The 26,939-nt window shown below is 49.0% G+C and carries 24 protein-coding genes; 14 read left to right on the top strand and 10 right to left on the bottom strand.

From position 1 onward, the window contains the following. Positions 1–2 precede the first annotated feature (2 nt). The 8 genes from ACZ5ZZ_RS01885 to ACZ5ZZ_RS01850 are packed head-to-tail and all read left to right on the top strand — an operon-like array spanning position 3 to position 9,077. Positions 3–500, top strand: a complete 498-nt coding sequence (locus ACZ5ZZ_RS01885) for an ExbD/TolR family protein (protein ID WP_464133060.1) — start codon at positions 3–5, stop codon at positions 498–500. Next, entirely contained in the window at positions 497–3,457 is a 2,961-nt protein-coding gene (locus ACZ5ZZ_RS01880; RefSeq protein WP_464140986.1) for a tetratricopeptide repeat protein, read from the top strand. The genes ACZ5ZZ_RS01885 and ACZ5ZZ_RS01880 overlap by 4 nt, the downstream gene beginning before the upstream one ends. Then, positions 3,454–3,735 (top strand): hypothetical protein, encoded by a 282-nt coding sequence (locus ACZ5ZZ_RS01875; RefSeq protein ID WP_262554450.1) that lies wholly within the window; start codon positions 3,454–3,456, stop codon positions 3,733–3,735. Before ACZ5ZZ_RS01880 ends, ACZ5ZZ_RS01875 begins: the two co-directional genes overlap by 4 nt. Positions 3,736–3,743: 8 nt before the next feature. Beyond that, entirely contained in the window at positions 3,744–4,976 is a 1,233-nt protein-coding gene (locus tag ACZ5ZZ_RS01870; RefSeq protein WP_464140984.1) for a TonB family protein, read from the top strand. A gap of 12 nt (positions 4,977–4,988) precedes the next feature. Then, positions 4,989–6,005, top strand: coding sequence for a hypothetical protein (locus ACZ5ZZ_RS01865; protein WP_464133054.1), 1,017 nt, complete (start codon positions 4,989–4,991; stop codon positions 6,003–6,005). Then, positions 6,005–6,748 carry an outer membrane beta-barrel domain-containing protein gene (locus ACZ5ZZ_RS01860; RefSeq protein ID WP_464140983.1) on the top strand — a complete coding sequence of 248 codons (744 nt, stop codon included), beginning with the start codon at positions 6,005–6,007 and terminating at the stop codon, positions 6,746–6,748. The genes ACZ5ZZ_RS01865 and ACZ5ZZ_RS01860 overlap by 1 nt, the downstream gene beginning before the upstream one ends. Further along, positions 6,745–7,812 (top strand): tetratricopeptide repeat protein, encoded by a 1,068-nt coding sequence (locus tag ACZ5ZZ_RS01855; protein WP_464140981.1) that lies wholly within the window; start codon positions 6,745–6,747, stop codon positions 7,810–7,812. The genes ACZ5ZZ_RS01860 and ACZ5ZZ_RS01855 overlap by 4 nt, the downstream gene beginning before the upstream one ends. Continuing rightward, on the top strand, positions 7,809–9,077 hold the full coding sequence (locus ACZ5ZZ_RS01850) for a hypothetical protein (protein ID WP_464140980.1): 1,269 nt from the start codon (positions 7,809–7,811) through the stop codon (positions 9,075–9,077). Before ACZ5ZZ_RS01855 ends, ACZ5ZZ_RS01850 begins: the two co-directional genes overlap by 4 nt. Here ACZ5ZZ_RS01850 and ACZ5ZZ_RS01845 read toward each other — a convergent pair. From ACZ5ZZ_RS01845 to ACZ5ZZ_RS01835, 3 genes are all read right to left on the bottom strand, one after another. Further along, positions 9,061–10,212, bottom strand: coding sequence for a hypothetical protein (locus ACZ5ZZ_RS01845; RefSeq protein WP_464140978.1), 1,152 nt, complete (start codon positions 10,210–10,212; stop codon positions 9,061–9,063). The genes ACZ5ZZ_RS01850 and ACZ5ZZ_RS01845 overlap by 17 nt on opposite strands. A gap of 155 nt (positions 10,213–10,367) precedes the next feature. Next, the gene (locus ACZ5ZZ_RS01840; RefSeq protein ID WP_464119886.1) at positions 10,368–11,201 is read right to left on the bottom strand and encodes a flagellin N-terminal helical domain-containing protein; all 834 of its coding nucleotides are present in this window, start codon (positions 11,199–11,201) and stop codon (positions 10,368–10,370) included. Between the two features lie 496 nt (positions 11,202–11,697). Further along, positions 11,698–12,546 carry a flagellin N-terminal helical domain-containing protein gene (locus tag ACZ5ZZ_RS01835; RefSeq protein ID WP_262554465.1) on the bottom strand — a complete coding sequence of 283 codons (849 nt, stop codon included), beginning with the start codon at positions 12,544–12,546 and terminating at the stop codon, positions 11,698–11,700. 405 nt (positions 12,547–12,951) lie between these two features. Between ACZ5ZZ_RS01835 and ACZ5ZZ_RS01830 the strand changes: the two genes are divergently transcribed. Then, the gene (locus ACZ5ZZ_RS01830) at positions 12,952–14,268 is read left to right on the top strand and encodes an HD domain-containing protein (protein WP_464119885.1); all 1,317 of its coding nucleotides are present in this window, start codon (positions 12,952–12,954) and stop codon (positions 14,266–14,268) included. Positions 14,269–14,283: 15 nt separating this feature from the next. Here the strand turns inward: ACZ5ZZ_RS01830 and ACZ5ZZ_RS01825 are convergent, their stop codons facing one another. The 4 genes from ACZ5ZZ_RS01825 to ACZ5ZZ_RS01810 all read right to left on the bottom strand — a co-directional run bounded on the left by ACZ5ZZ_RS01825 (position 14,284) and on the right by ACZ5ZZ_RS01810 (position 17,239). Next, complete coding sequence (locus ACZ5ZZ_RS01825) at positions 14,284–14,658, bottom strand: hypothetical protein (protein WP_464119884.1); 375 nt, start codon at positions 14,656–14,658, stop codon at positions 14,284–14,286. 7 nt (positions 14,659–14,665) lie between these two features. Continuing rightward, positions 14,666–15,418, bottom strand: coding sequence for an SDR family oxidoreductase (locus tag ACZ5ZZ_RS01820; RefSeq protein WP_464119883.1), 753 nt, complete (start codon positions 15,416–15,418; stop codon positions 14,666–14,668). A 72-nt stretch (positions 15,419–15,490) separates the two neighbouring features. Continuing rightward, positions 15,491–16,672 (bottom strand): acetyl-CoA C-acetyltransferase, encoded by a 1,182-nt coding sequence (locus ACZ5ZZ_RS01815; protein ID WP_464133041.1) that lies wholly within the window; start codon positions 16,670–16,672, stop codon positions 15,491–15,493. Positions 16,673–16,690: 18 nt separating this feature from the next. After that, complete coding sequence (locus ACZ5ZZ_RS01810) at positions 16,691–17,239, bottom strand: hypothetical protein (protein WP_464119881.1); 549 nt, start codon at positions 17,237–17,239, stop codon at positions 16,691–16,693. A 341-nt stretch (positions 17,240–17,580) separates the two neighbouring features. Here ACZ5ZZ_RS01810 and ACZ5ZZ_RS01805 point away from each other — a divergent pair, with 341 nt between their 5' ends. After that, positions 17,581–19,743, top strand: coding sequence for a hypothetical protein (locus ACZ5ZZ_RS01805; protein WP_464140976.1), 2,163 nt, complete (start codon positions 17,581–17,583; stop codon positions 19,741–19,743). A gap of 81 nt (positions 19,744–19,824) precedes the next feature. Here ACZ5ZZ_RS01805 and ACZ5ZZ_RS01800 read toward each other — a convergent pair whose 3' ends face one another. The 3 genes from ACZ5ZZ_RS01800 to ACZ5ZZ_RS01790 form a co-directional block, all read right to left on the bottom strand. Continuing rightward, complete coding sequence (locus tag ACZ5ZZ_RS01800; protein WP_464119879.1) at positions 19,825–20,421, bottom strand: hypothetical protein; 597 nt, start codon at positions 20,419–20,421, stop codon at positions 19,825–19,827. A 102-nt stretch (positions 20,422–20,523) separates the two neighbouring features. Next, positions 20,524–21,528 (bottom strand): M23 family metallopeptidase, encoded by a 1,005-nt coding sequence (locus ACZ5ZZ_RS01795; RefSeq protein WP_464119878.1) that lies wholly within the window; start codon positions 21,526–21,528, stop codon positions 20,524–20,526. A 23-nt stretch (positions 21,529–21,551) separates the two neighbouring features. Beyond that, positions 21,552–22,277 (bottom strand): Stp1/IreP family PP2C-type Ser/Thr phosphatase, encoded by a 726-nt coding sequence (locus tag ACZ5ZZ_RS01790; RefSeq protein WP_464119877.1) that lies wholly within the window; start codon positions 22,275–22,277, stop codon positions 21,552–21,554. 134 nt (positions 22,278–22,411) lie between these two features. Between ACZ5ZZ_RS01790 and ACZ5ZZ_RS01785 the strand changes: the two genes are divergently transcribed. The 4 genes from ACZ5ZZ_RS01785 to ACZ5ZZ_RS01770 all read left to right on the top strand — a co-directional run bounded on the left by ACZ5ZZ_RS01785 (position 22,412) and on the right by ACZ5ZZ_RS01770 (position 26,708). Beyond that, the gene (locus ACZ5ZZ_RS01785; RefSeq protein ID WP_464119876.1) at positions 22,412–23,362 is read left to right on the top strand and encodes a TonB family protein; all 951 of its coding nucleotides are present in this window, start codon (positions 22,412–22,414) and stop codon (positions 23,360–23,362) included. An 84-nt stretch (positions 23,363–23,446) separates the two neighbouring features. Next, positions 23,447–24,640, top strand: coding sequence for a Bcr/CflA family multidrug efflux MFS transporter (locus ACZ5ZZ_RS01780; RefSeq protein WP_464133037.1), 1,194 nt, complete (start codon positions 23,447–23,449; stop codon positions 24,638–24,640). Positions 24,641–24,801: 161 nt separating this feature from the next. Continuing rightward, entirely contained in the window at positions 24,802–26,415 is a 1,614-nt protein-coding gene (locus ACZ5ZZ_RS01775; protein ID WP_464133036.1) for a putative zinc-binding metallopeptidase, read from the top strand. A gap of 125 nt (positions 26,416–26,540) precedes the next feature. Further along, positions 26,541–26,708, top strand: a complete 168-nt coding sequence (locus tag ACZ5ZZ_RS01770; protein WP_464119873.1) for a hypothetical protein — start codon at positions 26,541–26,543, stop codon at positions 26,706–26,708. Positions 26,709–26,939: the final 231 nt, after the last annotated feature.

Below are 26,939 nucleotides of genomic sequence, written 5' to 3'. Positions count from 1 at the left end.
CTATGAAAAAGACATCCTTTTTGGAAACTTCCACAGCCAAACGCTCTCCAATGAAAGAAGCTCTTGCATTGGGTGGTGGCGGCAAAAAACAAAGCCTGCTTCGTCGTGATCTGGCTTTGGCGTTGCCGCTGACTTCACTGATCGATGCGTTTTCGATCATCGTGATTTATCTGCTGATTGGAACTCAAAATGGTGGCATGGAAACACAAATCCCATCCCGCATCAGTCTTCCAACCGCCAATCACAGTCAGGGTGTCGAAAAGGTGGCTCCGATTCTGCGCATCGAGAAGGGCAATTACTTCCTGGACGACAAACGAATTGCTGCGCGTGACCTGACAGACAAGCTGGCAGAAATCAAAAAGAACTCCGAGGAAAAAGACCTCGAGTTAATGATCCAGGCGGATACAGAAATGAAATACGCCGAGCTGGATCCTTTGATCAAAGCAGGCTCTCTGGCCGGTATCGAAAAACTTAAATTTGCTGTGGTGCCTGGAAAATGAAAAATCTAAGACGAATCACCATTCTCAGTGTTGTTTGCCTCGGAGTATTGAATGTTCGTCTTGCCCATGCTGACAAGATGAACTCCGGAACTCAGGACCTGGTTATCCAGAAGATGGAACGGGTCCTGTCTGCCATCGGCAAGGAAGATCCATCTTGGGTTCCCACCCAACAACGTTTGGCCGATCTTTTGGCTGAACGTGCCCGTGACCGCTTTATGACCGAAGTGGAGGCAAACTGCGACGGTTGCAAAGGCTCCAAAGCCGACCGTCAAAAAGCCATAGGCATTTACGAAGAGCTTCTTCGCCAGGTTCGTCTCAACGAACACGGTCCGATCCTGTTCCAATTGGCGCACTTGTATGAAATGGCCGGTCAAAATGACAATGCCATTCGCCTGTTTGAACAAATCATCAAAGAAGCCAAGGCCAAAAAGATCAATCCTTCCATCGTGTCCCGTTCTCACGCGGCCTTGGGTGATCTTCTTTTCCAAAAGAACAAATTCGCTGAAGCTCGAAAAAACTACGTGATTGCGCTTAAAGACGACAAATTGGAAAATCGTGCGCTGGTCACCTACAATATGGCTTGGTGTGATTTCAACGAGGAAAAGCTTTCCTCGGCCATCGCGATCATGGAAAACCTGCTTAGAAACAAACACCTCATCACTCGCGACACCGAAGAGGGATCTAAGTATGATCCTGTCTTCCACGCCGATATCATGAGAGATCTGGCGACGTTCTATTCCCGTAAAGCCATCAATGACAAAGAAATCAATGAATTCGAGTCTCTGGCTCCTGCTCAAAACCGTAAAGAGCTGATGTTCCACTTTGCCTCTGAAGCCGACCGCCTGGGACAAAAGCAGGCGGCGCACAAAATTTTAAATCGTTACTTGGAACAACCGGATCTAACCAAAGAAGAACGCCTGGAGGCTTTCGTTCGCCTGGCGCAGGTCAACTACGACCGTGGACAGACCACTCAATCGACTCAAGACTTCGCCAAAGCTGCCGCAGCTTTCAAAAACACCGGCTGTGAAGAATCCAAGTGCGAAGAACTGCAGAAAACCATGAAGCGTTATGTAACAGAACTTCACCGCTCCAAGAAATTGAAGCCGGATCAGGATCTTCTGAACGCTTACTTGATCTATAACAAGACCTTCCCTTCGGATATCGAGATGGCGAACCGTGGTTCCCAGATCGCCATGGATATGGCGAAATATCCATTGGCTATCCAGATTTATCGCAGCATCAGCGAAAGCCGTTCTTTCTCTGAAAAAGAGCGTGAAACAGCTTTGGCTAATGAAGTTTCCGCGGCAGAAAAGTCCCAGGACCTGAAACTGCGTCGTGAGGCCTATCTGCACTTCTTGAAATACTCTGATGACGATGCCAAATCTTTCGAAGTCCGCTATCAGCTGGCATATCTGAGCTATCAGGAAAAAAATCTAAAAGAAGCTGCCTTGGCATTCAATAAACTGGCGCTGGATAAAAAAGGCAATGCCGATCTTCGCAAGAAGGCGGCCGATCTTTCCTTGGATGCTGCTGCTCAACTGAAAGATGAGGAAGTTCTGCAAGAGTGGGCCTGGGAATACTCTGAAAAGTTCCCGGCTCACAAAGTTGAATTTGCAACTCTGGCTCGCAAGGCCCTGATGAATCAGGTGGCTGCTGTTGCCAACAACCCCAAATCTTCCACTTCAGAACATTCAAAACTTCTTAAAAAAGTTCTGACGACAGACGTCTCTGGTGCGAAGGCCGAAGAAAAAATTCTGTTTTATAACAACATCAGCGTTCTGGCAAAAAAGACTGGTGAAGACTCCACCTACGTTCAGGCGACCCTGGCACAGATTGCGATGCCCGAAGTTTCTGCGTCTCGTAAAGATGAATTGCGCGAACAATTGGCTGCTCACTATGAAAAGCATCTGGATTTCAAGAATGCTTACCGTATGGCATCCCAGGTTCAGAACTCCAAGATGTCCGAAAAAGAACGCGAGTTCCGCCTGGGCACCCTGGCGGATCTGGCTGATTTGAATCCGGAAAGGCACTACAAATCCGCCTTGAAGGCAGGCCTTAAAGGTGAGCGCGCTTTGGTGATGAGATCCCGTTTGGTTCTGTTGTCCTCCAACCCGGTCAAAGAACTTAAAGTGCAAGCCAAAGAGCTGAAGGCAAAACCAGATCTTCTGAATGAAACAGCTTTGCTGGTTTATGCGCGCACCCTGGATAAAAAGGGTTTGAAATCCGTGTTTGAGATGAAAGAGCTTCGTCGTAAATCAGCGGCTCAGTTCTTCCAGAAGCAGGACTTCTACAATAAAGTGGGCCAATTCCATCCAACGATTGTCCGTCACCAGTTGAACGCAAAGAATGATCGTACCGTGCAAAAATCCATTCAGGAGCGCATGGGCCTGACAGCGAAAGCGGACAAACTTCTAAGCGAATCTGTGGCCCTGAAAGACATCACAGCCCAGCTGATCATGTTGAATATAGTGGCCTCTGAAAATGAGCGCCTGGTTCGTGATCTGGCGGCTTTGCCAATGCCTAAAGGTCTGAGCCCGGCAGAGCAAAAGCAGTATGTTGATATCCTCAAAGGCCGTTCCAAGCCTTATCTGGTAAAGGCTAAAACAGCTCGTCAGAAAATGGATGAACTGTGGGCAAGTTCTCCAGCTTTGGCGCAACTGGCGAATGAATACAAGATGGCTCGTCCGGAAATTCAGAAGCTTCTGCTGCGTGAAATGCAAATTCTGGAAGAGCTGCCAGGCCGTGGTCGCATGAAAACGGCCGTAGCCGACGCTTTGGACAGTTCTTCATTCACGAGAAAAGATCTGGTTTCTGCACGTAAATCCGTGTCTGAAAACCCGTCCAATGTGCGTGACCTTGAAAACCTGAAATACCTAGAGACAAAAATGGGCCACCCTCTGATGCCGTCTTACCTGGAAGCCCGTTTAAATCAAATTCAGAGAGGAAAAAGCCTATGAAACAGGTGATTTTTCTGGCCCCCCTTTTGCTATCTCTACTAGCGGTACCAGCTTCTGCGTCTCAAAAGGCGACAGGAGCGAATAAGGTGAAAAAAGAGCAAAGCCATAGGCCCAAACTCGGCACCTCGTTCAAATTTGATGGCAGTGCCCTCAGAGGTAAGTACCAGAGTTCGTTGAACACCAAAGCAACCGTTGAGAATGACAAGCTTCTTGAGGATCTGCTGGGTGGTCGAAACCGGTTCGATGACAAAATCGACCAAGACGAGAAAAGAAACTAGGATTGAATATGAGTACTGCAAAGCTGTTAATTCTTGAAAATAGGTTGGGACAAAAGGTCCGCACCTTTGCCGTGGACTCTGAATCGCTGAATATCGTGTACTTGAAAGACAGTCGTCGTATCGAAGCGGTTTCCAACCTTCAAACTCTTGAATCCAACGAGATCGAATACCGTCTTTTGCAAACCATTGATCTTTCCCAGATGAACGAACAAGGCGTTGCCTTGGAAGGCCTGGGGCATCTGCGTCTGGCAGCCAATGGAGTGCCTGCAAACAGTCCGACCTATCAGCTTTCCGAAGACCAGGACGACGAGCAGCTGAAAGTGGTTCTGAAGAAGACCACCTTGGCGCATATCGCAGCCGTTCTGAGTCTGATGATGGGAACCTGGATCTGGGCTTCTTATTTCTCTAAAAAAGAAGAGCCTACTCTAGTGACGATCGTTCTTCCCAAAGAAGAGCCCGCTCAAAAAGTTCAGGAGCCTCGCGCCCACGTGAAGGTCTCTCAAACCAAAATCAAACAGACCAACAAAGTCTATAGACCCAAAGCCCAAGCCAAGCTGAAAACAAAACCCTACAAGGTGAACACAGCCAAAGCCAAGGACGTCAGCCGTATTGGTGCGTTGGCTGCTTTGGGTGGCACACCGAAAGGCACTCGTGGTTACGAGGGACTGGATAACAACTCTATGAAGGCCATCCATTCTGCCGGCGTGGGCAGCGGCGGTGGCGGTGTTGGTTCCGCAGGCCGTGGTGGCATCAAAGGTTACCTTCCAGGTAACGGCTTGATCGCAGGTTCTGCTGGTGAAGGCAGCGGTCGTGCGCAAAGTGCGGGTGGCTACGGCACGAAAGGTGTTGGTGGTGGTCGCGCCGGTTACGGCAAGATCTCTTTGGTGGGTGGCACTTCGGCTGTCAGCTTGCCATTGGATGAAGAAGCCACTGTCGAAGGCGGTCTGGATCGTGACCAGATCATCGCGGTTATCAATAAAAACAAGGGTCAGATCATCTACTGTTATGAAAAGGGTCTTCAGGCACAGCCATCCATCGGTGGACGCGTGGCCGTGGACTTCGTGATCGGCCCGGCGGGAAGAATCACCACGGCGAAAGTGGCTCAGTCTTCCCTGGGATCTCGTATGGTTGAAAACTGCATGCTGCAGAGAATGAAATCATGGCAGTTCCCTCGCCCTGTTGGAAATGTAAATGTTGACGTTCTTTACCCATTTGAACTTATGCGCGTGAGCAGCCGCTAAGAGAGGTACAAAATGAACTTTCTGAAAACCACTATTCTGACCGTTCCAGTGACTTTGATCCTTGCCGGTTGCGGTGATTGGAAGAAGGATCCTGTACCAAATTCGACTCTTGAAACTTTGAGAAAACACTCTCAGGATGTGATCACTCACGGTCCCGACAAGCCTCGCGAAATCACCAACACTGTTGTGGTTGAAAAGCCCAAAGTCGTGGTGAAAGAAGAATCCACTGTTGACGAAAAGTTCATCGTGATCACTCCGGATGCACAAATGACCTTCAACGAAGGTCAGGAATCTTCTTTCAAAGTTTACGCACGTGTTCTTATTCCGGGCGTTCAGATCAAGTTGACAGCTCAAGGTCTGCCTGAAGGTGCGACACTGGAAGCTTCTGAAAAGGAAAAAGATCTTTATATTCTTAAATACAACCCGGCTCTTTACACTGTGGCATCCACAGCCAACATGAAAGCTGTGAATGTTAAATTCGTCGCTGAGGTTGTTTCAGCCACAAGCCAGAATGCTGACAAGCTCAAAGGCCTTGTGCGTGAAAAAGAAACGACTTTGTTCGTGTTCAAAAACCAGGAAGCTCCGTCTGAATTGAAAGTGGATGGACTGGGTTCTGAAGTGATGCAGGGCCTTGAAACTGTCTTTACCGTCACGGTGAAAGTACCAGGCATCGACGGCCGCAGCCAGCAGAAGCCACGTCTGGTTGTGAGCTATGATGGTGTCAGCTACACAGCCGGGAACGATTTCCTGGAGCTGGATGGCTCTCGTCACGTGATTGCTGATTCAAAACAAAAAGATCCTGAATACCTTGGGGACTCTCGCTGGAAGTTCAAGTTGGTCTTCGACACAAAGAAGATCACTGTGCAACCACAACTGGCGAAAGATGGGACATTCATGGTGAATGCTAATGGGGTGCGTGTTCGCCTTAGCTTTAAAGTTTATGGTCCAAATGGACTGTCAACTCCAGAATCCCTGACTCAGTTGAAAATTCGTTTTGCGCCTGAGCAGGCTTCCCAAGGAGCCCAATAATGAAAACAACACTTAAGCTTCTTTCTCTTTCCGTCATTGCCGCCGCCTTTATGGCGTCTCCTGCGATGGCGGCTGGCAAGTCCTCTGCAAAGAAGGCCACTTTGGCTGATGACATTGATTCCCTGGGCGGAAATCAGGAATTGATGGAAATGGCTCAAAACATCAAGTCCCAGACACGCACACGCATCGTACAGGACCGTATCGTTGAAAGACGCAACCGGGTTGAGTTCGGCGTTTCTTACGGCAGCGTTTTCGGTGGTGACTCTTACGTAAAAACCCAGTCTTTGGGTCTGGCAGCTGATTATCATATCACTCCCCGCTGGTCTTTGGGCGTTCGCTACTATGATTACGGCAACAAACTGACCGACGAGGGTCAGCGTATCTTCGATCAAGCCAAAAAGAACTACGAAGCCGGCGGCCGCGCCTATGCGGTGGATATCGATTATCCGGAAAACGCTGCCATGGCCGTTGTGAACTGGTACCCGATTTACGGTAAAACCAGCTTCCTGGATATGGGTGTGACTCAGTTTGACCTTTACTTGTTGGCAGGTGGTGGTCAGATGACTCTTTCCAGCGGCACAACCAGCTTGATGACAGCTGGTGCTGGTGTGGGTGCCTGGATCACGAAACACATCTCAGCCCGCGCCGAGATGAGATATCAAACTTATAAAGATCAGCCTGTCACAGGCTCCAGAACTCTGGACACTGTTGTGGGCTCTTTGGGAATCGGATTCATTTTATGATCTCCCGTAGCTTGTTTTTTAAGAACATTCTTATCGCTTCTTTGCTAGGCACGGCGTCCGTCGCTGGCGCTGCAGAGACGCTTGTTCTAAAGAACTGGGGTCAGTCTTTTGAAAAAGCCCTCTCCGCCAAGGACAATGCCACAGCCTTAAAGCTTTTGGATTTCAAGACTCTTGAAAAAGAGATTCTGCCGAAATGTGTGGATTGCTCAGGCAAAGAATCCATGAAAAGAGCCCGTTTGGCTTTTGCCAAGGGTCAGTTTGACGAGTCCTTGAAGCTTTACAACCAAATTCCCAAAGGCAGCGACTATTGGTTTGAAGCCGTCGAAGAAAAAGGCTGGGCTTATTTCCGTAAAAATGATTCCGAAAAAGCTCTGGCACAGACCAAAACTCTGATCAGCCCGCAGTTTGGTGAGGTTGTTAATTCAGAGGCTTACTTCCTGCGTTCTCTGACTCAATTAAGAATCTGTGATTACAAAGGTGTCTTTGAAACTCACGAAGCCTTTAAGGAAAGACAAAGAAACCGTATCCTGGAAGTTCAAAAGCTGGCTGAAACCGGCATGAACGAATCCTTTGCTAAGGTTCTGTCCAAGACTGTGAACTTCCCACTGAAAGCCTCAGAAGTTGCGGAATCACTGCTGACACTGCCGGTTCTTTACTATAAGGATCTGGATCTTCAGAAGGAAATGCTGCGTTTCAAGGTTTCTGAAAAAGCATTGGAAATCCTGAAGGACCGCAACACTCAGCCCACTTTGCAGTCTCAAGTTGCCAAGATCCAACAAGAAAGCTTTGCGAAACTTAAAAACCGCATGAAGCAGCTGGCAAAGACTGAGTCTGAAGCCAACTTCCGTATCGTTCAGAAGTTGAATTTGATCGAGGTTGAAGCCATTCAAAGAATTCATACCGACATGAAACTGGCCCAAGAGCTTTATTCAAAAGGCGACTTCCAAAAAACAGGCGAAGATCAACTGGTCTTTATGGATGACGGTCGCCCTTGGATTGATGAACTTGATAAGTACGACGTGGCAGCCAAAACCTGCCCGCAGAACATCAGGAGGAAAATGTGAAACAAGTCATTGCCCTTTGCATTTATGCTTCTGCTTTGATGCTGGTTGCGGCCTGCAGTCCGGAATCCAGCGGCATTATGGCGCAACAACCCGAAGTTCCACCGACTCCTGTGGAAATCCCTCAGTATGAACACGTTGAGGAACAGAAATTCACGTGGATCACTGAAGATGGCGGTCAAAGCCAGCTGGATTTCAACCCGCAAGTAGACATCCTGTTTGTGACAGACAACTCTGAAAGTATGAAGTCGGCCCAGGAAAACCTGTTACGCAACTTGGATCGTTTTACCAACGGCATTAACAAGAATGCGATGATCGACTACCACATTGGTGTGATCACAACTTGGGACAGTTCTGAACGTTTCGCAAAAACAAAAAAGGACTCCTTCCAGATCGGCGAACTGCGCTACATCAAGGACTCCAAAGGTCAGTCCTACAACAAGCGTTATGTAACGAAGAAAGAAAAGAGCATTTTATCATCCTCATTGAACGTAGGTGTTGCGCCTTACTCTCAGGGCGGTCCTGAAGACGAGGAATTCTTTGCTCCCCTGACGGCCGCTTTGGAAAAGTCGGGTCGTGGTGGCGTCAATGAAGGCTTCTTCCGCCCCGAAGCGCAGCTGGTAGTGGTTTTCCTGACGGACGCTGATGAAATCAAAAACTCTCGCATCACAACGGAGCAAATGACTCGCACACTTTTGGATTTCAAAGGTGGCAAGGCGAACAAGCTGTCCGTTTATGGCGTTCTTGTGAAGGCCAATGACGCTGACGAATACAAGGACTGGGCTTTGCGTATTCATCCGAAATACAACCCTCAGTGCTTTGACATGACTCAGAAGACACCAAAAAACAACGGCACTTGCAAAGGTTTTGGTCCTGAAAAGCTGGAAGAACTGATTGTTCTGGCCAACGAGGAAAAAGGATCTCCAGAAGCCATTAAGTCCAAATACATCGTCGGCATCGTGAACAAGAACTTCGGTGACGATCTGGCGCGCATCGGTTCTGATATCACCAAAAAGACTTTGGCGAAAGAGATCTTCCTAAGCCAGCGTCCTCGTGTTGACAATGGTGTATTACAGGTTCGAGTTCGTTACGGCACGCCGGCAGAACTTAATGCGGGCCGTGGCCAGATCATCCCGAACAAAGTTGCGGGCGGTTGGGCTTATGATCCGGAAAACAACTCGGTCCGCCTGGGTGGCGACATCGAGTACAAGTATCAGGAAAATGCCCGCTTTGCGGTGGATTTGATTCCTCTTACTCTTGCGCAGTAATTCTGTTGATCAGGTCCGCCACCTCGGCGGACTCGTTGATCGTTCTTTGGCTGATCGCCACGTTTCGTCCGAAATATCCAAAAGCTCTGATTTGATGAGTGTTCCACACTTCAGGGCTCATGTTGCCAAGATTGTATTTGGCGTTGGCATAGATTTCATGACTCCACAGTTGATCGACTTTAAGTTCCGGACGTTTATTCAAAACCCATTGAATAGCCGGTTGAGCCACGTGACAACTGACGCAGTCCATGTTTTCCGGGTTGAAATTCTTGGGATTTTCCACGCGGAAAGCAGCCCGCACTTCTTTACGAATCAACTCCTCTGTCCCCGGCTCATCCAGACGGATGGATTCTCCGGCCAGGTTGCTGAATGTATCCGGCCCTTTCGGTGAAGGAGCAATGCCCCCGCCCGCAAAGTGATCTTGAGGAACCGCCAAATTTATAAAGGACTGCGCCTTGCGATCTCCCAATCGAGGCACTGACAACATTTGCAACTTGCCACCCTCCGCGGGTTCGAAGCCCGCAAAGGCCCACATGTCAGCATTCCCCCGTAGCACCATGGCGGTCACACGCGTAAAGTTTTCGGCGCCAGCGTACTTCAGAATAATTTTATTAAATTCAGCAAAAGCCGGGGCTGCATCCCCTTGCTGCTTCCACGCCGGGTGCACCTGCAATGGCAGATAGGTCGTATTCACTGAGTGTTTCTTTTTCCACGCCGCCAGCTCTTTCAAAAGACCGTCAAACTCCCAGTCCTGCAGAACATAGAAACTATGCAATGCTGCATCCACAGACTGGATTTCATCACGACGGGATAATTCTATCGGCTGCCACACAAGGCGAATCTGACGCTGGCAAGACTGAGGCGTTGGCAGAGGGAAGCAAGGATCAATACGAACACCCACCACACGCAAAGTAGTGTTGACCTCTTCACGGCTGCGATCGATAGCCAGGACCGGAATCTGATTTACAAAGGATAGGGGCAATAAAGCTCCACCGCGGGCGGGGCTTTCCAGCTTCAGCAAAGAATCTTCGCCCACTTTGGTCGGCAAAGGCATCAAATAAGAAACGTCATTTAAATCCCAGGCTACCTGAGCCTGAAGCACCATACTGCAAAGAAAAGCCGCAATGAATTTCATAGACTTTGTACGTGCCTTGCGGAAGGCCCCAATTCAACAATATTCGCATTACTCTGGGCGGCATTTGTCTAAATGAAAGTCCGTTGAAAACATGGGAACAGAAAATAAAAAAGGCGGCTCTTTTTTAAAGGAGCCGCCTTTTGCTTTTTAACTTATTAGCCCAAGAGCTTCAAAGCCAATTGTTGTGACTGATTGGCCTGACCCAAAACGGAAACCCCGGCTTGCAACAAGATATTATTTCTTGTCATCTCAGAGGTCTCTGCCGCCACGTCAGTGTCTCTGATTCGGGAGTTCGCTGCCGACAAGTTTTCATCAGCGATCAACAAGTTGTTGGATGTTGATTGCAGACGATTCTGTAAGGCACCGAAGTTCGCGCGAATCGCGTTCACCGATGTCAGGGCCTGATCGATGGTATCCAAGCTCAGCTGAGCTCCTTCCTTCGTCGCCACACTTTCTGCCGTCAATCCCAGGGCATCGATAGTGGCATTGGCCGCACCGGCATTAAAGCTGATGCGATCTCGGAACGGGTCGTTGTTTACGCCGACCTGAATATCAATCATTCCACCAGTACCGTTGAGCAGCTCGTAACCGTTGAAAACCGTGGATTCCGTAATACGCTGGATCTCGGATTTCAGCTGTTGATACTCAACGTCCAAAAACTTTCTTTCAGTTTCACCAATAGTGTCAGAGGAAGCCTGTACACCCAACTCTCTCAAACGAATGAGCATATTGGAGACTTCATTCAAGCTGCCTTCCGCGACCTGCACAAGAGAAATACCGTCGTTGGCATTTCGGTTGGCCTGTCTTAAACCTCTGATTTGTCCTTTGAGGTTTTCGCTGATCGCAAGACCTGCAGCATCATCAGCAGCTTGATTGATTCTCATTCCAGAAGCCAATCTTGCCATTGATCTGTTTGCGTTGATGTTAGTCATGTACAGATTTTTTTGTGCATTCAACGCTGCCACATTGGTACCGATTCTTAATCCCATTCTATCCTCCGTGCTTCATAGTTCTTCCTCCGTGAAAATGTGCCATCCGTTGGCATAAGGCGCGATCCGTGCACCTGTAAAATTAATATTCGGAACTTGCGATACAGTTCCCTGCTTACTTTTCGGAAATAAATTACAACGGCTCGAGTCCAGTTTTTTTCTTTTCTTTTTTATTTTTTGCTGAGGGAAAATTTTCTGAAAAATCGGTCGCTGCAGAATAGAAAAAGCAGCATCTAAAATTGACGGACAAAGTCACTCGCAACGGAGTCCTTTATCAAAAAAATCGGTCACACATTCAGAAACCGGATGCAGAATCCTGTTTCTTAAATCCACTCCCCGTCAGTCAAGGTGTGACTGAAAAAATGAGGCCGCCGTGAAAGACGGCCTCGGTCGCAGGAAACAGATCAAATTGTCAGCTCGTTTTACAGAGCTCGGGTCGTTACACTTGAGGGTGATCTTGATCAGTCAAGATCGGGAACCTAGGTCACTCCAAGGATTAACCCTGGAATGACTTGTTCAAGAGTCCAAGTGCTACGTTAGCTTGGGAATTTGCTTGTGCTAGGACGGAAGTACCGGCTTGCAACAAGATGTTGTTCTTGGTCATTTCAGATGTCTCTTCAGCCACATCCACGTCTCTGATTCGAGAGTTCGCAGCTGACATATTCTCTACAGACACTTGAATGTTTGAAACTGTAGATTGAAGACGATTCTGAATCGCACCGAAGTCTGCGCGCATTGCGGAGACACTGACGATCGCCTGGTCAATCGCTGCCAAAGCATTCTGAGCAGAAGCTTTGTCGGCAACAGAGGTCAGGTTCACACCCAAAGCGGCAGAGTTTGCGTCGGCTTTGGAAGCGTCGAAAGAGATACGGTCGATTTCAGGATTATTTCTAGTACCAACTTGGAAGTCCAGGATGGAACCCACACCCGCCAGCAACTGAGTTCCGTTGAACTCTGTGCCTTCGGAGATACGGTCGATCTCTGACACCAATTGATCGTATTCCACGTTCAGGAACTGTCTTTCTACAGGTCCGATAGTATCGGAAGCTGCCTGTACGGACAATTCTCTTAGACGGATCAAGATCGAAGAGATCTCGTTCATGGAACCCTCGGCCACTTGAACCAGAGAGATACCGTCTTGAGCGTTTCGGGATGCTTGTTTTAGACCGCGAATCTGAGCTTTCAAATTCTCAGAGATCGCTAGGCCGGCGGCATCATCACCAGCTCTGTTGATGCGGAAACCGGAAGCGAGCTTTTCCATGCTCTTATCCAGACCGATCTTCGTCCCCCAGAGAACTCTCTGAGCATTCAACGAAGCACTGTTCGTATTAATTCTGAGACCCATGTTTCCTCCTCCTTGAAGATTTCTGAGTTTCGATCCTTGAAACTCAGTGCACCTACCGTGGTGCCCTTGGGCGATTCATTTCTTACCTTACTCATCGGAGTCCCCAGAAATTCCTAAAGTGATACGTCTCAATTTTTTACATTTCTGGCCCTTGGACCCGGAGCGCCCCACCCAAGCTCCCTTTTAGGCGTGAGCCCTAAATATCTATTTTCAATGAAGTTTTTTCATTTCCCCATGCCACACCTGGAGTCATAAAATCCCTGTATCTAGCCCTTGGTCCTATATCAAATACGCATATATAGGCCTCTGAGTGAGAGTCCTTTATCTTTAATTGAAGCTGTTTGACATAGCCTGAGAAGACCCGCTAATTGAGTCTCATAGCAGTGCTGCCCCAGAGGAGAAAAAATGGAAATTCGCGATCCTGTTCATGGCTCTATATATTACTCAGAACCTGAAGTGGCCGTGTTGGATACCGCCGAATATCAACGCCTGCGCGCGATCAAGCAGCTGGGTTATGCGGAATTCAGTTTTCCTGGTGCCACCCACAACCGCTACATTCACTCTGTCGGCGTGGGTCATCTGGCTGGCGAAACCTTCGATGCGATCTTCCGGGTTTATCCCTTTTCAAAACCTTCTGTAAAAACTCGCTTCCGTCAGGTGCTGCGCCTGGGGGCTTTGTTGCATGACGTGGGACACGGCCCTTTGAGCCACACCACTGAACAGGTCATGCCCCATCTGTCTGAATTGAAGATTCAACTTTATAAAGAACAGGAACAGTACGGGGAAGAAGCCCACACGGTGATGAATCACAACCGCCGTGCCAATCACGAAGACTACACGATCAAATACGTTACGGACTCCGCGATCTCTGAAACCCTGCGCACCCAATTCCCTGACATTCAGCCGATCCACGTGGCGTGCCTGATCGACAAGGCCCTGCACTGCCCGGATGATTTCTTTATCGACAACGGCGTCGATTTCCGTCCGATCCTAAGTCAGCTGGTTTCCAGTGAACTGGATGTGGACCGCATGGACTACCTGGAACGCGACAGTTATTTCTGCGGCACCAATTACGGCAAAATTGATCTGTCCTGGTTGATTCAGAACATGACCTTCCATCGCAAAGAAAACAAAATGTATCTGGGCCTGAACCGCCGTGCCCTTTATTCTTTCGATGACTTCCTGATTTCCCGCCACCACATGCACTTGATGGTTTACTGTCACCACAAGAGCATCATCTACGAGGAAATGCTGAACCGCTATCTGACGTCACCTGACTGTACGTTCGTTTTGCCAGGAGATATCAACGAGTACACCAAGTACAACGACTATCGCCTACACGAACATCTGTCTGGCGCCAACAACCCTTGGGCACAACGAATCGCCCAAAGAAAGCCGTTCAAGGTTTTGATCGAGCAACACAACACCGCTGAATCAGAAAGCCCGGAAGCCATCAAGAAGGCACTGGAAGCTGACGGTATTGAGGTCATCCGCACCAGTTCCAAGGCGCGTCTGTCCAAGTACCACACGGCCTCCCCGGAAGAGCGTGCGCTGCAGATTTACGTTGTGGATCAATATGACCGCTGGGCCCAGCCCTCCCCGATCAATCAGACCACCGAGATCTTCCAACGCTATGAAGGCGCTCGTATCATCGACCGCATCTATGTGGCACCGGAAAATCTAAGACAGGCAGAATTGATTCTGAAAGGTCTGAAACTCTAGGCGGAAAGATTCCGCCTAGCTTCGGAAAGCAAAGAACATTTTCAAAAGGACAATCGTGACAAAGGCCAGACCTAGCAACTTGGGGAAGGCCTTTTTCCATTTAGAGGGAAAATTGCGGATGACCTTCACGACCTCAAAGGGACCCACCTCTTGAACAGGGATGTGCTTTAACCCCTCAGGCACATCACCCAGGTAAACCAGATAGTTCACATCCTGACGACGGCAGTGATATAGGTACGCAGGACCGCGCTTGTAGATCGCCTGGACCTCGGAAATATCGAGCTCCAAAGGCGCCTTGTTCCAGCAGTCTTTCAAAGTGTAGTGGGGAATAAAATCCCACCACTGAAACATCACCGATGCCGGACGAATGATAAGCTTACCCTGCTGCATACCTCACCTAACTTAAAGAAATAACCTGACCGTTCACCGCAGCTCCGAACTGACTGACCAGATAAGTCACGGTGTTGGTGACCTTGTCAGGCTCAGTGATTCTAAGATGCGGTTCCTTCACCTTTAACGCCTCCACTGCTTCTTTGATGGATTTAGCTTCCGGGTGTTGGGCCAGAATATACTCTTCGGTCAGTCCCAATTTCAAGACATTCACGGTGATATTATGCTCTGCCACCTGTTTTGCCAAAGACTGCGCAAAGGGCACCAACGCCCCGCGAGCTCCGGCCAGAATAGGATCCGGATAAATTTCATTAAGCAGGTACAAAATTCTGCCGCGCTTGCGATTCTTCAAAAAATTCAGAACAGCATGAGTCAGCATCACAGAAGATTTAAAGTTGTGTTGAATCTCTTCATCCAGATAGTCAATACTGTCGCCAATTTTGTAGCGATTCTGTTTGTTGTAGGTTTGTGCATCAATAAACAGATCCACGCTGCCAAAAGACTGCGCCGCTGTTCCCACCGCATCCTTGATATCGTCTGCGGTTTTCATAGCTGATTTCACCCCCAAAGCTCTGCCAAACTTTGGGTTGATTTCGCGCGCATCATTGATTTGATTGCAAAAACGCTGACTGGCCGTATTGTCGAAATCCAACAAAACACAGTCTGACCCCATTTGAGTCAGCCCCATCACCAGGCTTTGCACGGTTGTTGTAAAAGGACCGACGATCAATGCTGTACGTTCTCGAAGATTAAATTCCATGAAGAGAGTCTTTCACTAAAAGGGCGAATTAACAAAAACCCCGGCAACAGTCGTTCCGGGGTTGGCAAAGTTTTAGATTTTTTCGATGATGATCGCAATACCCTGACCGCCGCCGATACAGGCAGAGCCCAGAGCATACTTCCCACCGCGACGATGAAGCTCATAAACCAGATGATTCATGATACGAGTGCCTGAAGCCCCCAAGGGATGACCCACGGCAATCGCACCGCCGTTCACGTTTGTTTTAGCCGGATCTAGTTTTAGTTCTTTTTCGACCGCAAGATATTGAGCAGCGAAAGCTTCATTCACTTCCACCAAATCCATTTGTTCCAACTTCAGGTTCGCTTTTTCCAAAGCCTTGCGAGCCGCCCCCGCAGGTCCAATACCCATGATCGTCGGATCACAACCTACAGAAGCATAACTGATAATGCGAGCCATCGGCTTCAGCCCCAGTTCTTTGGCCTTGGATTCGCTCATCAGAAGCGAACAGGCCGCACCGTCCACAATACCTGAGGCCGTCGCTGCCGTAACCAGACCGTCCTTTTTAAAGACCGGCTTCAAAGTCGCCAGTTTTTCAAGCGTTGAGTCCGGCTTTGGATGTTCGTCTTTTTCGACAACCACCGCGCCCTTGCGACCTTCGACAGTCACCGGACAGATTTCCTGCTTCATGAAGCCTTTTTCAACCGCTGCATTGAATCTTTGCTGGGATTGAATCGCATAAGCATCAGATTGCTCACGCGAGATGCCATACTTCACTGCCAGATTCTCTGCTGTGATTGCCATCGGCATTTTTGCATAAGCATCCGTCAACGCCGAGGTCATCAGATCTTCCAGCTCAAAGTTCCCCATGCGCATACCATCAAAGCGGACCTTGCGAGCAACATACGGAATCTGTGACATCTGCTCGACGCCACCGGCAAGAACGACAGAAGCTTCCCCACACTGGATCATTTGCACGGCATTGACCCAAGCCTGAAAACCGCTGCCACAAAGGCGATTGACAGCAAAGGCACCCACCGCCACTGGCACACCGGTCTTCAAACCGATATGACGAGGCAGGTAGGCGGCATCAGCACCTGACTGCACGACGTTTCCGAAGATCACATGATCGACTTTTTCAGGTGAAAGACCGGCTTGTTCCAGGGTTGCTTTGGCGGCAGCCACACCCAGATCCGTTGCTGAAACATCCTTTAGAGATCCGCCAAAGGCTCCAAAGGGAGTTCTTTTCCCAGAGATAAAAACAATATTTTCCATGAATTAAGGGTAGGACGCTTACCAGGACCAGGCAAGGCCAATCATCGACAAGCCCTGCTCTTTATTGGCTTTATGACTGACAATCAGATCTTTGTTATCCAGGACTTTGTCTTTGAACTGAATATCTGTTTCAGAGGCCTTCGCATCGTAGTTGATAGCCGCCTTCAACCAGCCTGAGTATTCCATCTTCGCCAAAGCCTGAAAGGCTTCCACACGGAACGAGAACTTATGAACCACACCGTGCGGAGTTGTGGCCGGAACAACAACATCTGTCTTCAGCTTTTCCTGGGTTTCTTCCACGGCTCGGCCCAGAGCGCTGTTTTTCATAAATTCAGAATTAAACCATAGATTGAATCCGCGGTCGGCAATACGACTCATGACAGATCCGGTGCTTTCATCTTTTTTGATATCCAGGGGAATGATCTTGGCCACATCTTCTTTGGTGATCTTTGGTGTGACTTTATCCTCGGGAATCACCAGCGGCTTGGTGGTACGCAAGTCCACCTTGGCCCAGCAGGCTCCGGAGAAGGTCATCATAAAGAGAAGGCAGGAAACCAAAAGTCTCATACTCACCTCTTATACAAAGAGCGTTCCATGCAAAGTGACCCCAGTCCCTTTAAAATGGAGATAATAAGCAAATAACAGTGGAATCCCTGGAAAAACGTCAGGAGCCGTCCAGTGGCACTTCACTTGGCAATATATTGTCACCTCGACCATAGACTTGTTTCAAAGTGATGCAGCCTGCGCATTGAATTTGCATCGTTGCCACCTGAACTCGTGTGACTGCTTGGGAAGTTTAGAAGGAACTATGTGATTCTAAGTATTTAGACTCATAGGAGCCTGCGAAATGTCTCAGGATGGCACGCGAAAAAAGGTAAAGTGGCTAAAAGTTAAACACTGGAGACTTTATGAAATTCAAGAACGTTCAAAGAGGCGCACTGGCATTGGCGCTGACCGCGAGCTTCATTGTGCCCCCTCAGCAAGTGTGGGCCAGTTCAAGCGCAAGCATCTTTTCACTGAACCTGTTTGGTGACGATGATGACACCGGAGTGACGCCAACCAGCCCGACGATTCCAAAAACGAACACGGGATCTTCGGCTTCAACACCTCCGAACCGTCCCAACACGTCGAACAATACACGTGTGACTTCTACAGGTTCGGCTCAGGGAAAAATGAATGCAGCCAAAGTTCCTGAAGCATACAGCTGTCCTTTGTTTGACAACCGCCCACATGCGGAACTGATCTCGGCCATTGATTCTTTGAACAAAGAAGTTCTGACGTCTCCGGAATGTACTGGCAGCCCTTCTGCCAAATCCATCGAAGACAACGGTAACGCCATCAAACAAAGCATCGCGGCTTTGCAACAGATCATGCAAACCCAGGATCCTGCTCAGGTGAACGTTAACAGTGTCGAACAAACTATGACAGCTGCTTTGACTGCCGTGGGAAATCTGGGTGACATCGTCAATAACAACAACTTCCTGAACTCCAAGTGCGGTCGTCAGACCATGTCCACGGGTAAAGTTCTTTTGGCTTTGAATGACGTGATCAACGGCCTGGCGCCTTATGCCTTGTTCGCCGTATCCATGAATGCCGCCCTGGCTCCGGCACTGCCGTTCGTTATCGGTGGTGTGGTTGCAACAAGTGGTATTTCTGCCGTTGCCAAAATGATCGATCAGAACACTTTGGATATGAGTAAAGCTGAACACCGCAAAGCGGTTCTTCAGAACACTTGCCAATTCACGAAGGTGGCCAAAAAGGTTCGTTTCATGCAGTTGGCTCAAAGTGGAAAAATCGAAAAGATCACCCAAGAGCTTGAAAAGAGCGTGGATCTTTATAACGCGAAATTCTCAAAACCTTCAGCTGAGCTTACAAATCTGCTGAACTATAAAAATTCTTCTGAGAAATACTTCGCAGCCGTAAACAATCAGCTGGCAAATGACCGTGCGGATGTTGAAACTGTCGAGGCTCAACTTAAAACAAACAACGACGATTTGATGGTTTGTACACTGGCAAACGAGCTGGTGAACTGGGCTTCCGACGGCAAGACCTTCCCGGCTTCTGCCTTCGTAAATCTGGATAAGGCCACAGTACAAAGTGATCGTACCCAGAAGCTTCAGGCTTTGACGCTGAAGACAGTGCATGCGAACTCGATGAAACGTGTTGCTGAATACGCAGCAAAGTCTGTTGAAGACGAAAGTGCCTTGAAACTTTGCGCTCAGAACGGCCGCTCCTGGATTCAGGCGATGCGCCAGGCTGTGAACGCCACTTCCGGTGTTGTGTCCCAAAGCAAAGTGGAGCTTGAAAGTTATCTTTCTAAGAGCGCGGACTACCGTCAATGGAAAGCTCAGTACACTTTGATCGAAACAGAAAAATTGACGATCAAACGTGTTGAAAAAGCGATGCAGGAGCTGGCTCAGGACAACTCCATCATCGACCGTTCTGAATTGGCCCAACGAATGGTCAATCTGAAAGCCGGTCTGTTTGGTTCTCGCAGCTCTTGGGGCTTCGGCAAGCCACCAGTTCTTGCTTGGATCAACCATACAAAGACTATGCATGACCAGGCTGTTGCCGCCTTCACAACCAACATGAGAGCGCTTCGTCAGGGTTCTTTCAGCATGACAGACTCTGGCCAGGGTAAAGGCATCAAAATTGTTATGGGCACAGTCTTCGATGACCCTGTCATGATGAAGAAAAGCAAAGAGATCAGCCAAGCCATGAGCAACTTCAATCTGAGACAGCTTCCAGTGGGTTCTCGTGAGAACGAACTGGTCTGTCAGCAACTTGAGTCAGCTTGGTTGGATTGGTCTGCTTCCATCGACCATATCGGTGCGATCCAGTTCTTCTGCGATATGATCGATCCGGTTTTGGATGTTAAGATGGATTCTGCTGTTGTGATTGCTTGCCGCGGTAACAAACAATTGGGCGGCCAAGGCTACCTGAAATCTGTCGTGGATCAGGCCAGAACGACTCTTGCGACCAAAGTTTTCCAGGCTGACGCCAACCTGGTTAGCAAAAAATTGAAGGAACTTCAGTGCCCAATGCCTGCAGTTTCTGTGATGAACCAATAATAAAGTTCCAGTACAAATGCCAAGACAAAGGGCTCCTCAACGGGAGCCCTTTTCTTTTTCGTATCTTCCCGCCAAATCCCATCAGGGAAAAATCGAAACCTTTTCCGTGTTCAACTGCGCCACATCCAGAATGTCCTGGCGACTTAAGCCCGCCTGCGAAGTGCGAATCACAATCTGCATTCCCGCGCGAACATAGTCCTGTAAATCAGTTTTCGACACAGCGGAATTCACATTCAAAATAAACGACTTCGCCGCAGCCATGGCCAACAAATCCAGCTTGCTCAGGCCCGCGCTGCCGGACAAAACCACAATCTGGACGCCGGCATTGAGCAAAGCCACCAGATTATCACGCGACAGGCGACTGCCATCCACGTACAAAACATAAGTTCCGGTTGCAGCCATATCCAACAAATCCTGATAAGAGTAACTGGTTTTGCTGACCGAAATTCCAATATTCACATTGGGATTAGCCAGCATGGCCTGAAGGTCCGCCTTCCCCACAATACTGACCTGATTCTGGCAGTAAGTAATGCGTGAGACTTTGGCGATTTCAGCCACATCGCTCGCACTCATATTCGTGCCACTGTTTTGCGAAAGACATTCTGAAAATTGAGGAGGCAGAGCCGCCCCGGCTGATGCCACCAAAAGAAGAGAGGACAGAAACACCGTGAATTTCATAAACACCTCACCACTTCAGTTTAGTGCTTAAGAAAATTTTAGGCCCATAAATTTCAATGATATTTGCCAAACTTAAGAAGCGACCGGTCGCCCCGCCGGAGTCTATTCGTCGAGGATGTAGTTCAGAGGATCAACAGCCGTACCGTTGATGCGAACTTCGTAGTGCAGGTGAGGTCCAGTGGAGCGTCCGGTATTACCCACCGCCCCGACAACATCCCACTTGTTCACCCGCTGACCGGCCTGCACATAAATCTGTGACAAGTGCCCAAAGCGAGTCGTCACACCGTAACCATAGTCAATTGTGATCAGCTTTCCGTAGGACTCATCATAGCTGGCAAAAACCACAACACCATCTGCAGGAGCATACACCGGCGATCCCGGAGCTGCCGCAATATCAAGTCCCGCATGAAGGGCTGTTTTCCCGGTGAACGGAGAAATACGATAACCGAACCGTGAGGTGATCCAGCCCTTGGCCGGCTTCATATTCGGCGTGGAGTTCAACAAACTCTGCCTTTCGGACAAACTTTCCCAAAGATCGATAACACTTTGTTCTTTAAGCTGGGTTTCCTTCACAGCCTTATCGATACGCACGACCAAAGAGGCATAGTCCTTGTCGGCATTTTCATTGGCCAGCTCCCCGGCCTGATCATTCAAAGGCTTTTTATTGGCAAAAATCTGATCCTGCTCAACCAGCACATCGGCGTCTTCACGCTGTTCCATCGGTTCGTATTCTTCCACGGGCTGACCGGCAGAGGGCTTTGCGCCCATGGTCAACTTGGTGATACGGTCATCCGCTTCGACGTTGGTAATCAATTTCAGTTTGGTCGTGAAGGTCTTTACACGCTCCAGCGAATTTTCCAGGGCACTGACTTTACTTTCAACCACCTGGAACTGCTTGATGAGCTGGGCGTTTTCCGCTTTCAGGCGTTTATTTTCCATGGCCTGCAGAAGCAAACCGAAATAATCCACCAAACCCGCAGCGAAGATAATGATCACAATGGCAGAAATAAAGGAGATGGCTTTAAGCCAGGCAGCCGAGAGCACAAGCTTACGGGTTTTTCCCGTCTGATTGCTCACAATAAACAGCGTGACTTTCTTTTTATCCAAAACCTTAGCTCCTTAAAACAGACTTACTCGTGGAAATGCACCAGCATGACTGTGACGTTGTCATCTCCACCATTGGCCAAGGCTTGTTCTACACAGGCTTTAACAGCTTTGTCAGGTGTATTTTGATTCAAAATCTCAGAAATTCTTTTATCGTCCACCAGACCGGACAGACCATCGGAGCACATCAGGAAAATTTCCCCCGGGAAGATCTCTCGTTCAATGATATCCGGATAGACTTCGCGCTCATACCCCACGCTGCGTGTGATGACATTTCGCCCCACAAACTGACGAACCTGTTCCTCACTCATGACGCCGGCACGCAGTTGTTCATTGATAAGTGAATGATCTTCGGTGATCTGCCACAGATGGGGCCGCTTGAAAAGATAACAGCGTGAATCGCCCACATTTCCCACATACAGGTGTTTGCCGCGAATGTACGCCATCACCATTGTGGTTCCCATTCCCGCCAGTTCGGGGCGTTCATTGGCCGCTTTATCGAAGATGCGTTTGGAGGATTCTTCGTACGCCTGCAGGATCACTTCGCGTGGTGATTTTTTATGAGCATCCGGCTGAAGCATGATTTCCTCAACCGTCTCAACCGCCATGCTTGATGCCACTTCACCGCCGGAGTGTCCACCCATTCCATCCGCCACGATAAAGAGTCCCAGCTCTCGATTGATGAGGCAGGAATCCTGATTCGAATCACGACGAAGACCTTTATCTGTCAGATACCACGAGTCAAATTTCATAGTTGTATCATTTTCACCCACACCTGACAGAAGAGTCAAAGTCTGGCCCTAGACTTGGGTCGCAATCTTTGAGCCCGACTCACCATCAACTCAATATCAAGTGTCATAATACCGATAGAAAGGGGTGAGGTCTTATGAAGAAGTCACCGTCTTTCAGAAAGTATATTGTGCTCTCCCTGGCTCTCCACGCAATCGTGGGGGCGGGTTTCTACATCGCAGGACTTTTCAAACATGAAGCCCCTCTGAAAGAGACAGTCAGCATCGACTTTCTGACTCCAGACCAGCTTCAACAATTTGCCAAGGCCGAGCAGTTAGCTCAAAAGAAAGCCTTGCAGGTATCTGCGAACCAAGTCGTAGAACAGAGTGAGACTTCCGCCAATGAGGAAGAGGTCGACACGCGTTTTTTGAGCGCCAAAAACCAGAAGGTCGCAAAACAAACCATTGCGGCAGAACGTGGTCAGTTTCAGAACGTAAAAAAGGCCGAGCCCACCAAAAGTGGACCGAAGGGTGATGGTCGCCAGAAAACGGCCGCCAAGTCCGAAGAGGCCAAAAAGCAGATCGCCAAAGATCTTTTCAAAGGTTTTGATGCCAACGAAGCCATGGAAAGACAGAAGCTTGCTGAACAAAAAACTGGACTGGGCGAAGGACGTGGAACCGGCGAACAAAACACCGGTACTGGTTCTGAGACCAGTCAATCCAACGATTATGTGAAGGACGTCGACAGAGGTTTGGAGACCCTTTTGAACACCCGCGAGTTTAAGTACTACTCGTACTACAACCGCATTCGCAAGCAGCTGTCCCAGCACTGGGAAGGGCGCGTGCGCGAAAAGCTCAGTAAAATGTTCAAGGAAGGTCGATCCCCCGCTGCGACAAATCAGGATCGCATCACCAAGCTGATGATCGTTCTGAATGACAAGGGCACCTTGGTGCGCGTGCAGGTTCTAAGTGATTCCGGCGTGCGTGACCTGGATGATGCCGCGATTGAGGCCTTCCGTGCAGCAGCGCCATTCCCGAATCCTCCCAAAGGAATCATTGAAGGCGATGGTACTGTGAAGATCCGCTGGGATTTTGTTCTGGAAACCTAAGCGCTTTTCCTGAGGCCTCCTCACTAAGAGGCCTCGTCTGACTTCCTCCGTGCAAATCACAGCTCTTCCTGTTATGAAGAGCCCATGCACTCCTCCACTGCCAAGTACAATGTTCCCTTTGCCGCTCTGATTTTACTTCTGGCCAGCCTGACGGCCTTCGGTCCGCTATCGATTGATATGTACTTGCCCGCCTTCCCTGCGATTGCAGAAAATCTGGGCGTGCCTCTATCGTCCGTGCAGCTTTCCCTGGCTTCTTTCTTTGTGGGACTGGCCACCGGTCAAATCTTCTATGGTCCGCTGACGGATCGCTATGGGCGCAAGAAACCTTTATATGTCGGGCTGAGCATTTATGCCCTGGCATCGGTTGTGTGTGCGTTCACCAAAAACGTTGAAATGCTGATTCTGTTCCGCTTTCTTCAGGCCCTGGGATCTTGCTCGGGCGTGGTGATTTCGCGCGCGATCGTGCGGGATTTGTTTTCTCATCAGGAAACCGCGAAAGTGTTTTCCCTGCTGATGCTGGTGATGGGTGCGGCTCCAATTCTGGCGCCGGTTCTGGGTGGACAGATCAGTGAGCTCTTCGGCTGGCGCATGATCTTCGCCCTTCTGGCGGTTCTGAGCACTTTGTGCATCATTCTAATCGCCACCTTCCTGCCCGAGACACATCATGCTGATCAACGGGTGCATATTAAAGATTCATGGAAAGTGTATGGCAGCATCCTGAAAGACCGTAATTTTATGGGTTACGCTTTGGCGGGCGGCGCCGCCCAGGCCGGAATGTTTGCCTATATCACCGGGTCTTCGTTTGTCTTTATCAATCACTTCGGCATTCCGGCAAAAAGCTTCGGCTGGGTGTTTGGGTCCAATGCCGTGGGTTTGATTCTGTGTTCGCAGATCAACACCCGTCTGCTCAAACGCCAGAGCTATGATGCCATTCTGGAAAAGATCTTTGTGGTCCTGGCTGTGCTCGGAGTTTTTCTGGCAACCGCCGGCATCCTTAACTGGGGCTTCTGGGGCATCATGATTCCTCTGTTCTTATTTATCGCAAGTCTGGGAATGACCTTTCCCAACTCCACAGCAGGTGCCATGGCCACGCAAAAGAAAAGTGCGGGAAGTGCCTCGGCCCTGTTGGGAACTTTGCAGTATGGAATTGCCGCTCTTTCCTCGGCCGCCGTCAGCCGTTTACATAATGGCACAACCATGCCGATGTGTGTGCTGATGGGTTGTTTTGGTGTGCTGGCCTTGATTCTTCATCGCGTGATCATCAAAAGAGCTCTTTAAAAAAACATCCCTTAAAAATTATCGAACACAGGAAAAACGTCAGAGATCGTCACCTCAAGACGACTTTGACAATGTCTTCCATCCCAAGTACCGCCGATTACTTAATAAAGGGCACGATAGCTGCTTTATAAAAGCAGTGACCTCTATTAAGGAGTCTCAGAATGAGAACGCTGTCGCTGCCGGGATTGCTAAATAAAATCAGACTTTGTTCACTTTGGGGCGGGGCTTTTTTCAGCCTGCTATCGTCAGCACCGGCACTTGCTGCTTCTGAGCACTTTGCCGGCGGGGCCCATGAAGTGCAAAACGCTCCATGCCGTTATCCGGTTTTGACGAAGGCCTCGGACCTGGAAAAGTACTTTCAAAACAAAGAACGCCAGTCCGAAAAAAGTAATTTCGAAGTATTGGGCTTTAAATTTGTTAATGACAGCTCTTTCTACGTAAAACACTTTAAAGACCTGATCGAGCCTTCCGAGAACACCGCCTACGATGAGCAAGATCCCCGCATCGAAATCGCCAGACAAAAATGCCAGTCAGTTCGGTGTGCCCTGGCAACGATCATGGGAAAGCCGGAGTCTCTAAAAGCTCTTTATCTTTTGGATAAATACCGCCTGAATGTCGCGCCCATGAAATACTTTGGGGCCGGCTATTTCAAAGACAGGGATCTCGATATTATTCTTGAGGCCATGGCGCTGGTGCCCCCGCACTTGCTGCCCCTTTCAGATATCAAACAGCTGACTCATTCCGGTCCCAAGACCAAACAGGAAGAACGTGTCTATGCGGATTCTTCCATGCAGTTTTACGATTTTTGGGATACGGAATCCGCGGACATGAAGAAGTATCTACTGTTTCATGAAATTGCCCACAACTGGTCCGACGTGGTAGCCACAGATCTGGATGAATCCCCAGAATGGATGAAAATCACCGGTTGGGAAAAGATCACGTCCTTTATGACGGTGGACTGGAAGCATCCTCATCGTGGGGACTTTAATTACAAGCAATGGGTTTCCCAGTACGCCAGCATCAACTCGTGGGAGGACTTCGCTGAAGCTGTTTCAGCTTATCGCTTCAACCCTGAAAAGCTGTTGAAAGCCAGTCCCGCCCGCTATCAATTCATAAAGAATAAAATCTTCGGCAACATTGACTTCCGCACTGGCAAGAATTGCCAGCTGGACAGTCAGTCGCAAGCTATCGCCCAGTTGGAACAGCAGGCCCTGCAGGCATTGGATCGCAAGATCAATATTTACAACGAAATCACGACTGAGATCGAAACGATTTCTTTACGCGGCGGCATCGCCAAGTCCTGCGGAATCGAGCTTAAGAATACCATCCTGAACAAAGCCGGGGCTGTTTCTCAATTCAATGCCTGCTTCAAAGAAATGATGACAAAGAATCTTGCGGATTCCTTCAATTGGATGACATTGGATCGCCAAGCAGGTTCAACCCGCGTTCAATTTAAAAAGGCCAAACGGGATTTCATCAGTCAATGGCTGGAAACCACGTTTGTAACACAGAAAATGAAATCCATCCGCTGGTCCCCCACAAAGGAGTTGAACTGCTCTTCCTTTGCCAAGAACTACAAAGCCGTGTTTGCACTGGATTTGGAAGCCCCGAATTTGGCAAACAAGGACGTCCATGCCGTGAAACAAGAGCTGGCACCCGCAATTGGCTATTGGATTTGTGCGGATTCAAAAAACAAACGTGCCAGAACTTCGACAATCGACAGAAACAGTTTCGATTTTTTGAAGAAGTGGCTGTATTCCCGTTTGAATCTTTAAATTCCCGAGGCAACTTGCCCCCACCCTGGAGGCGGTCTGCCCCTGCGACCGGCTGATTGTCGCTTTTATTCCAGCCAAGCAGACACGACACTTGCACCGTTGGAGTTTCTAAAAAAGGAGACCCCATGAAACACCATCCAGCAAAGCCACCCATCACCAAGCCCACACAGAAACCAAGTCCTCCAATTCACAAACCCAGTGGCCATCAAGGCACCGCCAGACCGGATACGGGCCGAGTGAAAAGAACCCCCGAGGGAACCATAGAGGAAAGCCCCGAAGAGCAAGCCCCCTAGGCTTAGAAGTCGGTTATAGTTTCTAAATTTCCCTATAAAAACAGTGCTCTATGTGATTTGAGCGGTGCGTCCCAGAGAGAGCCTTTTTCCCTCTGAAAACAGGCTTAAAATGTGGTCCTCTAAGCAACTCTTCCAAAGCCCCCTGTAAATAGAGCCAGAACTCTTGCTGCGGGGCTTAAACCCATGGACTCCTACAGTGTAGAGTGCTAGGTTGCAGACGCTATAAAAGAC

The organism is Bdellovibrio sp. HM001, assembly GCF_055397275.1.
This window is presented reverse-complemented; position numbering and strand designations above follow the sequence as displayed.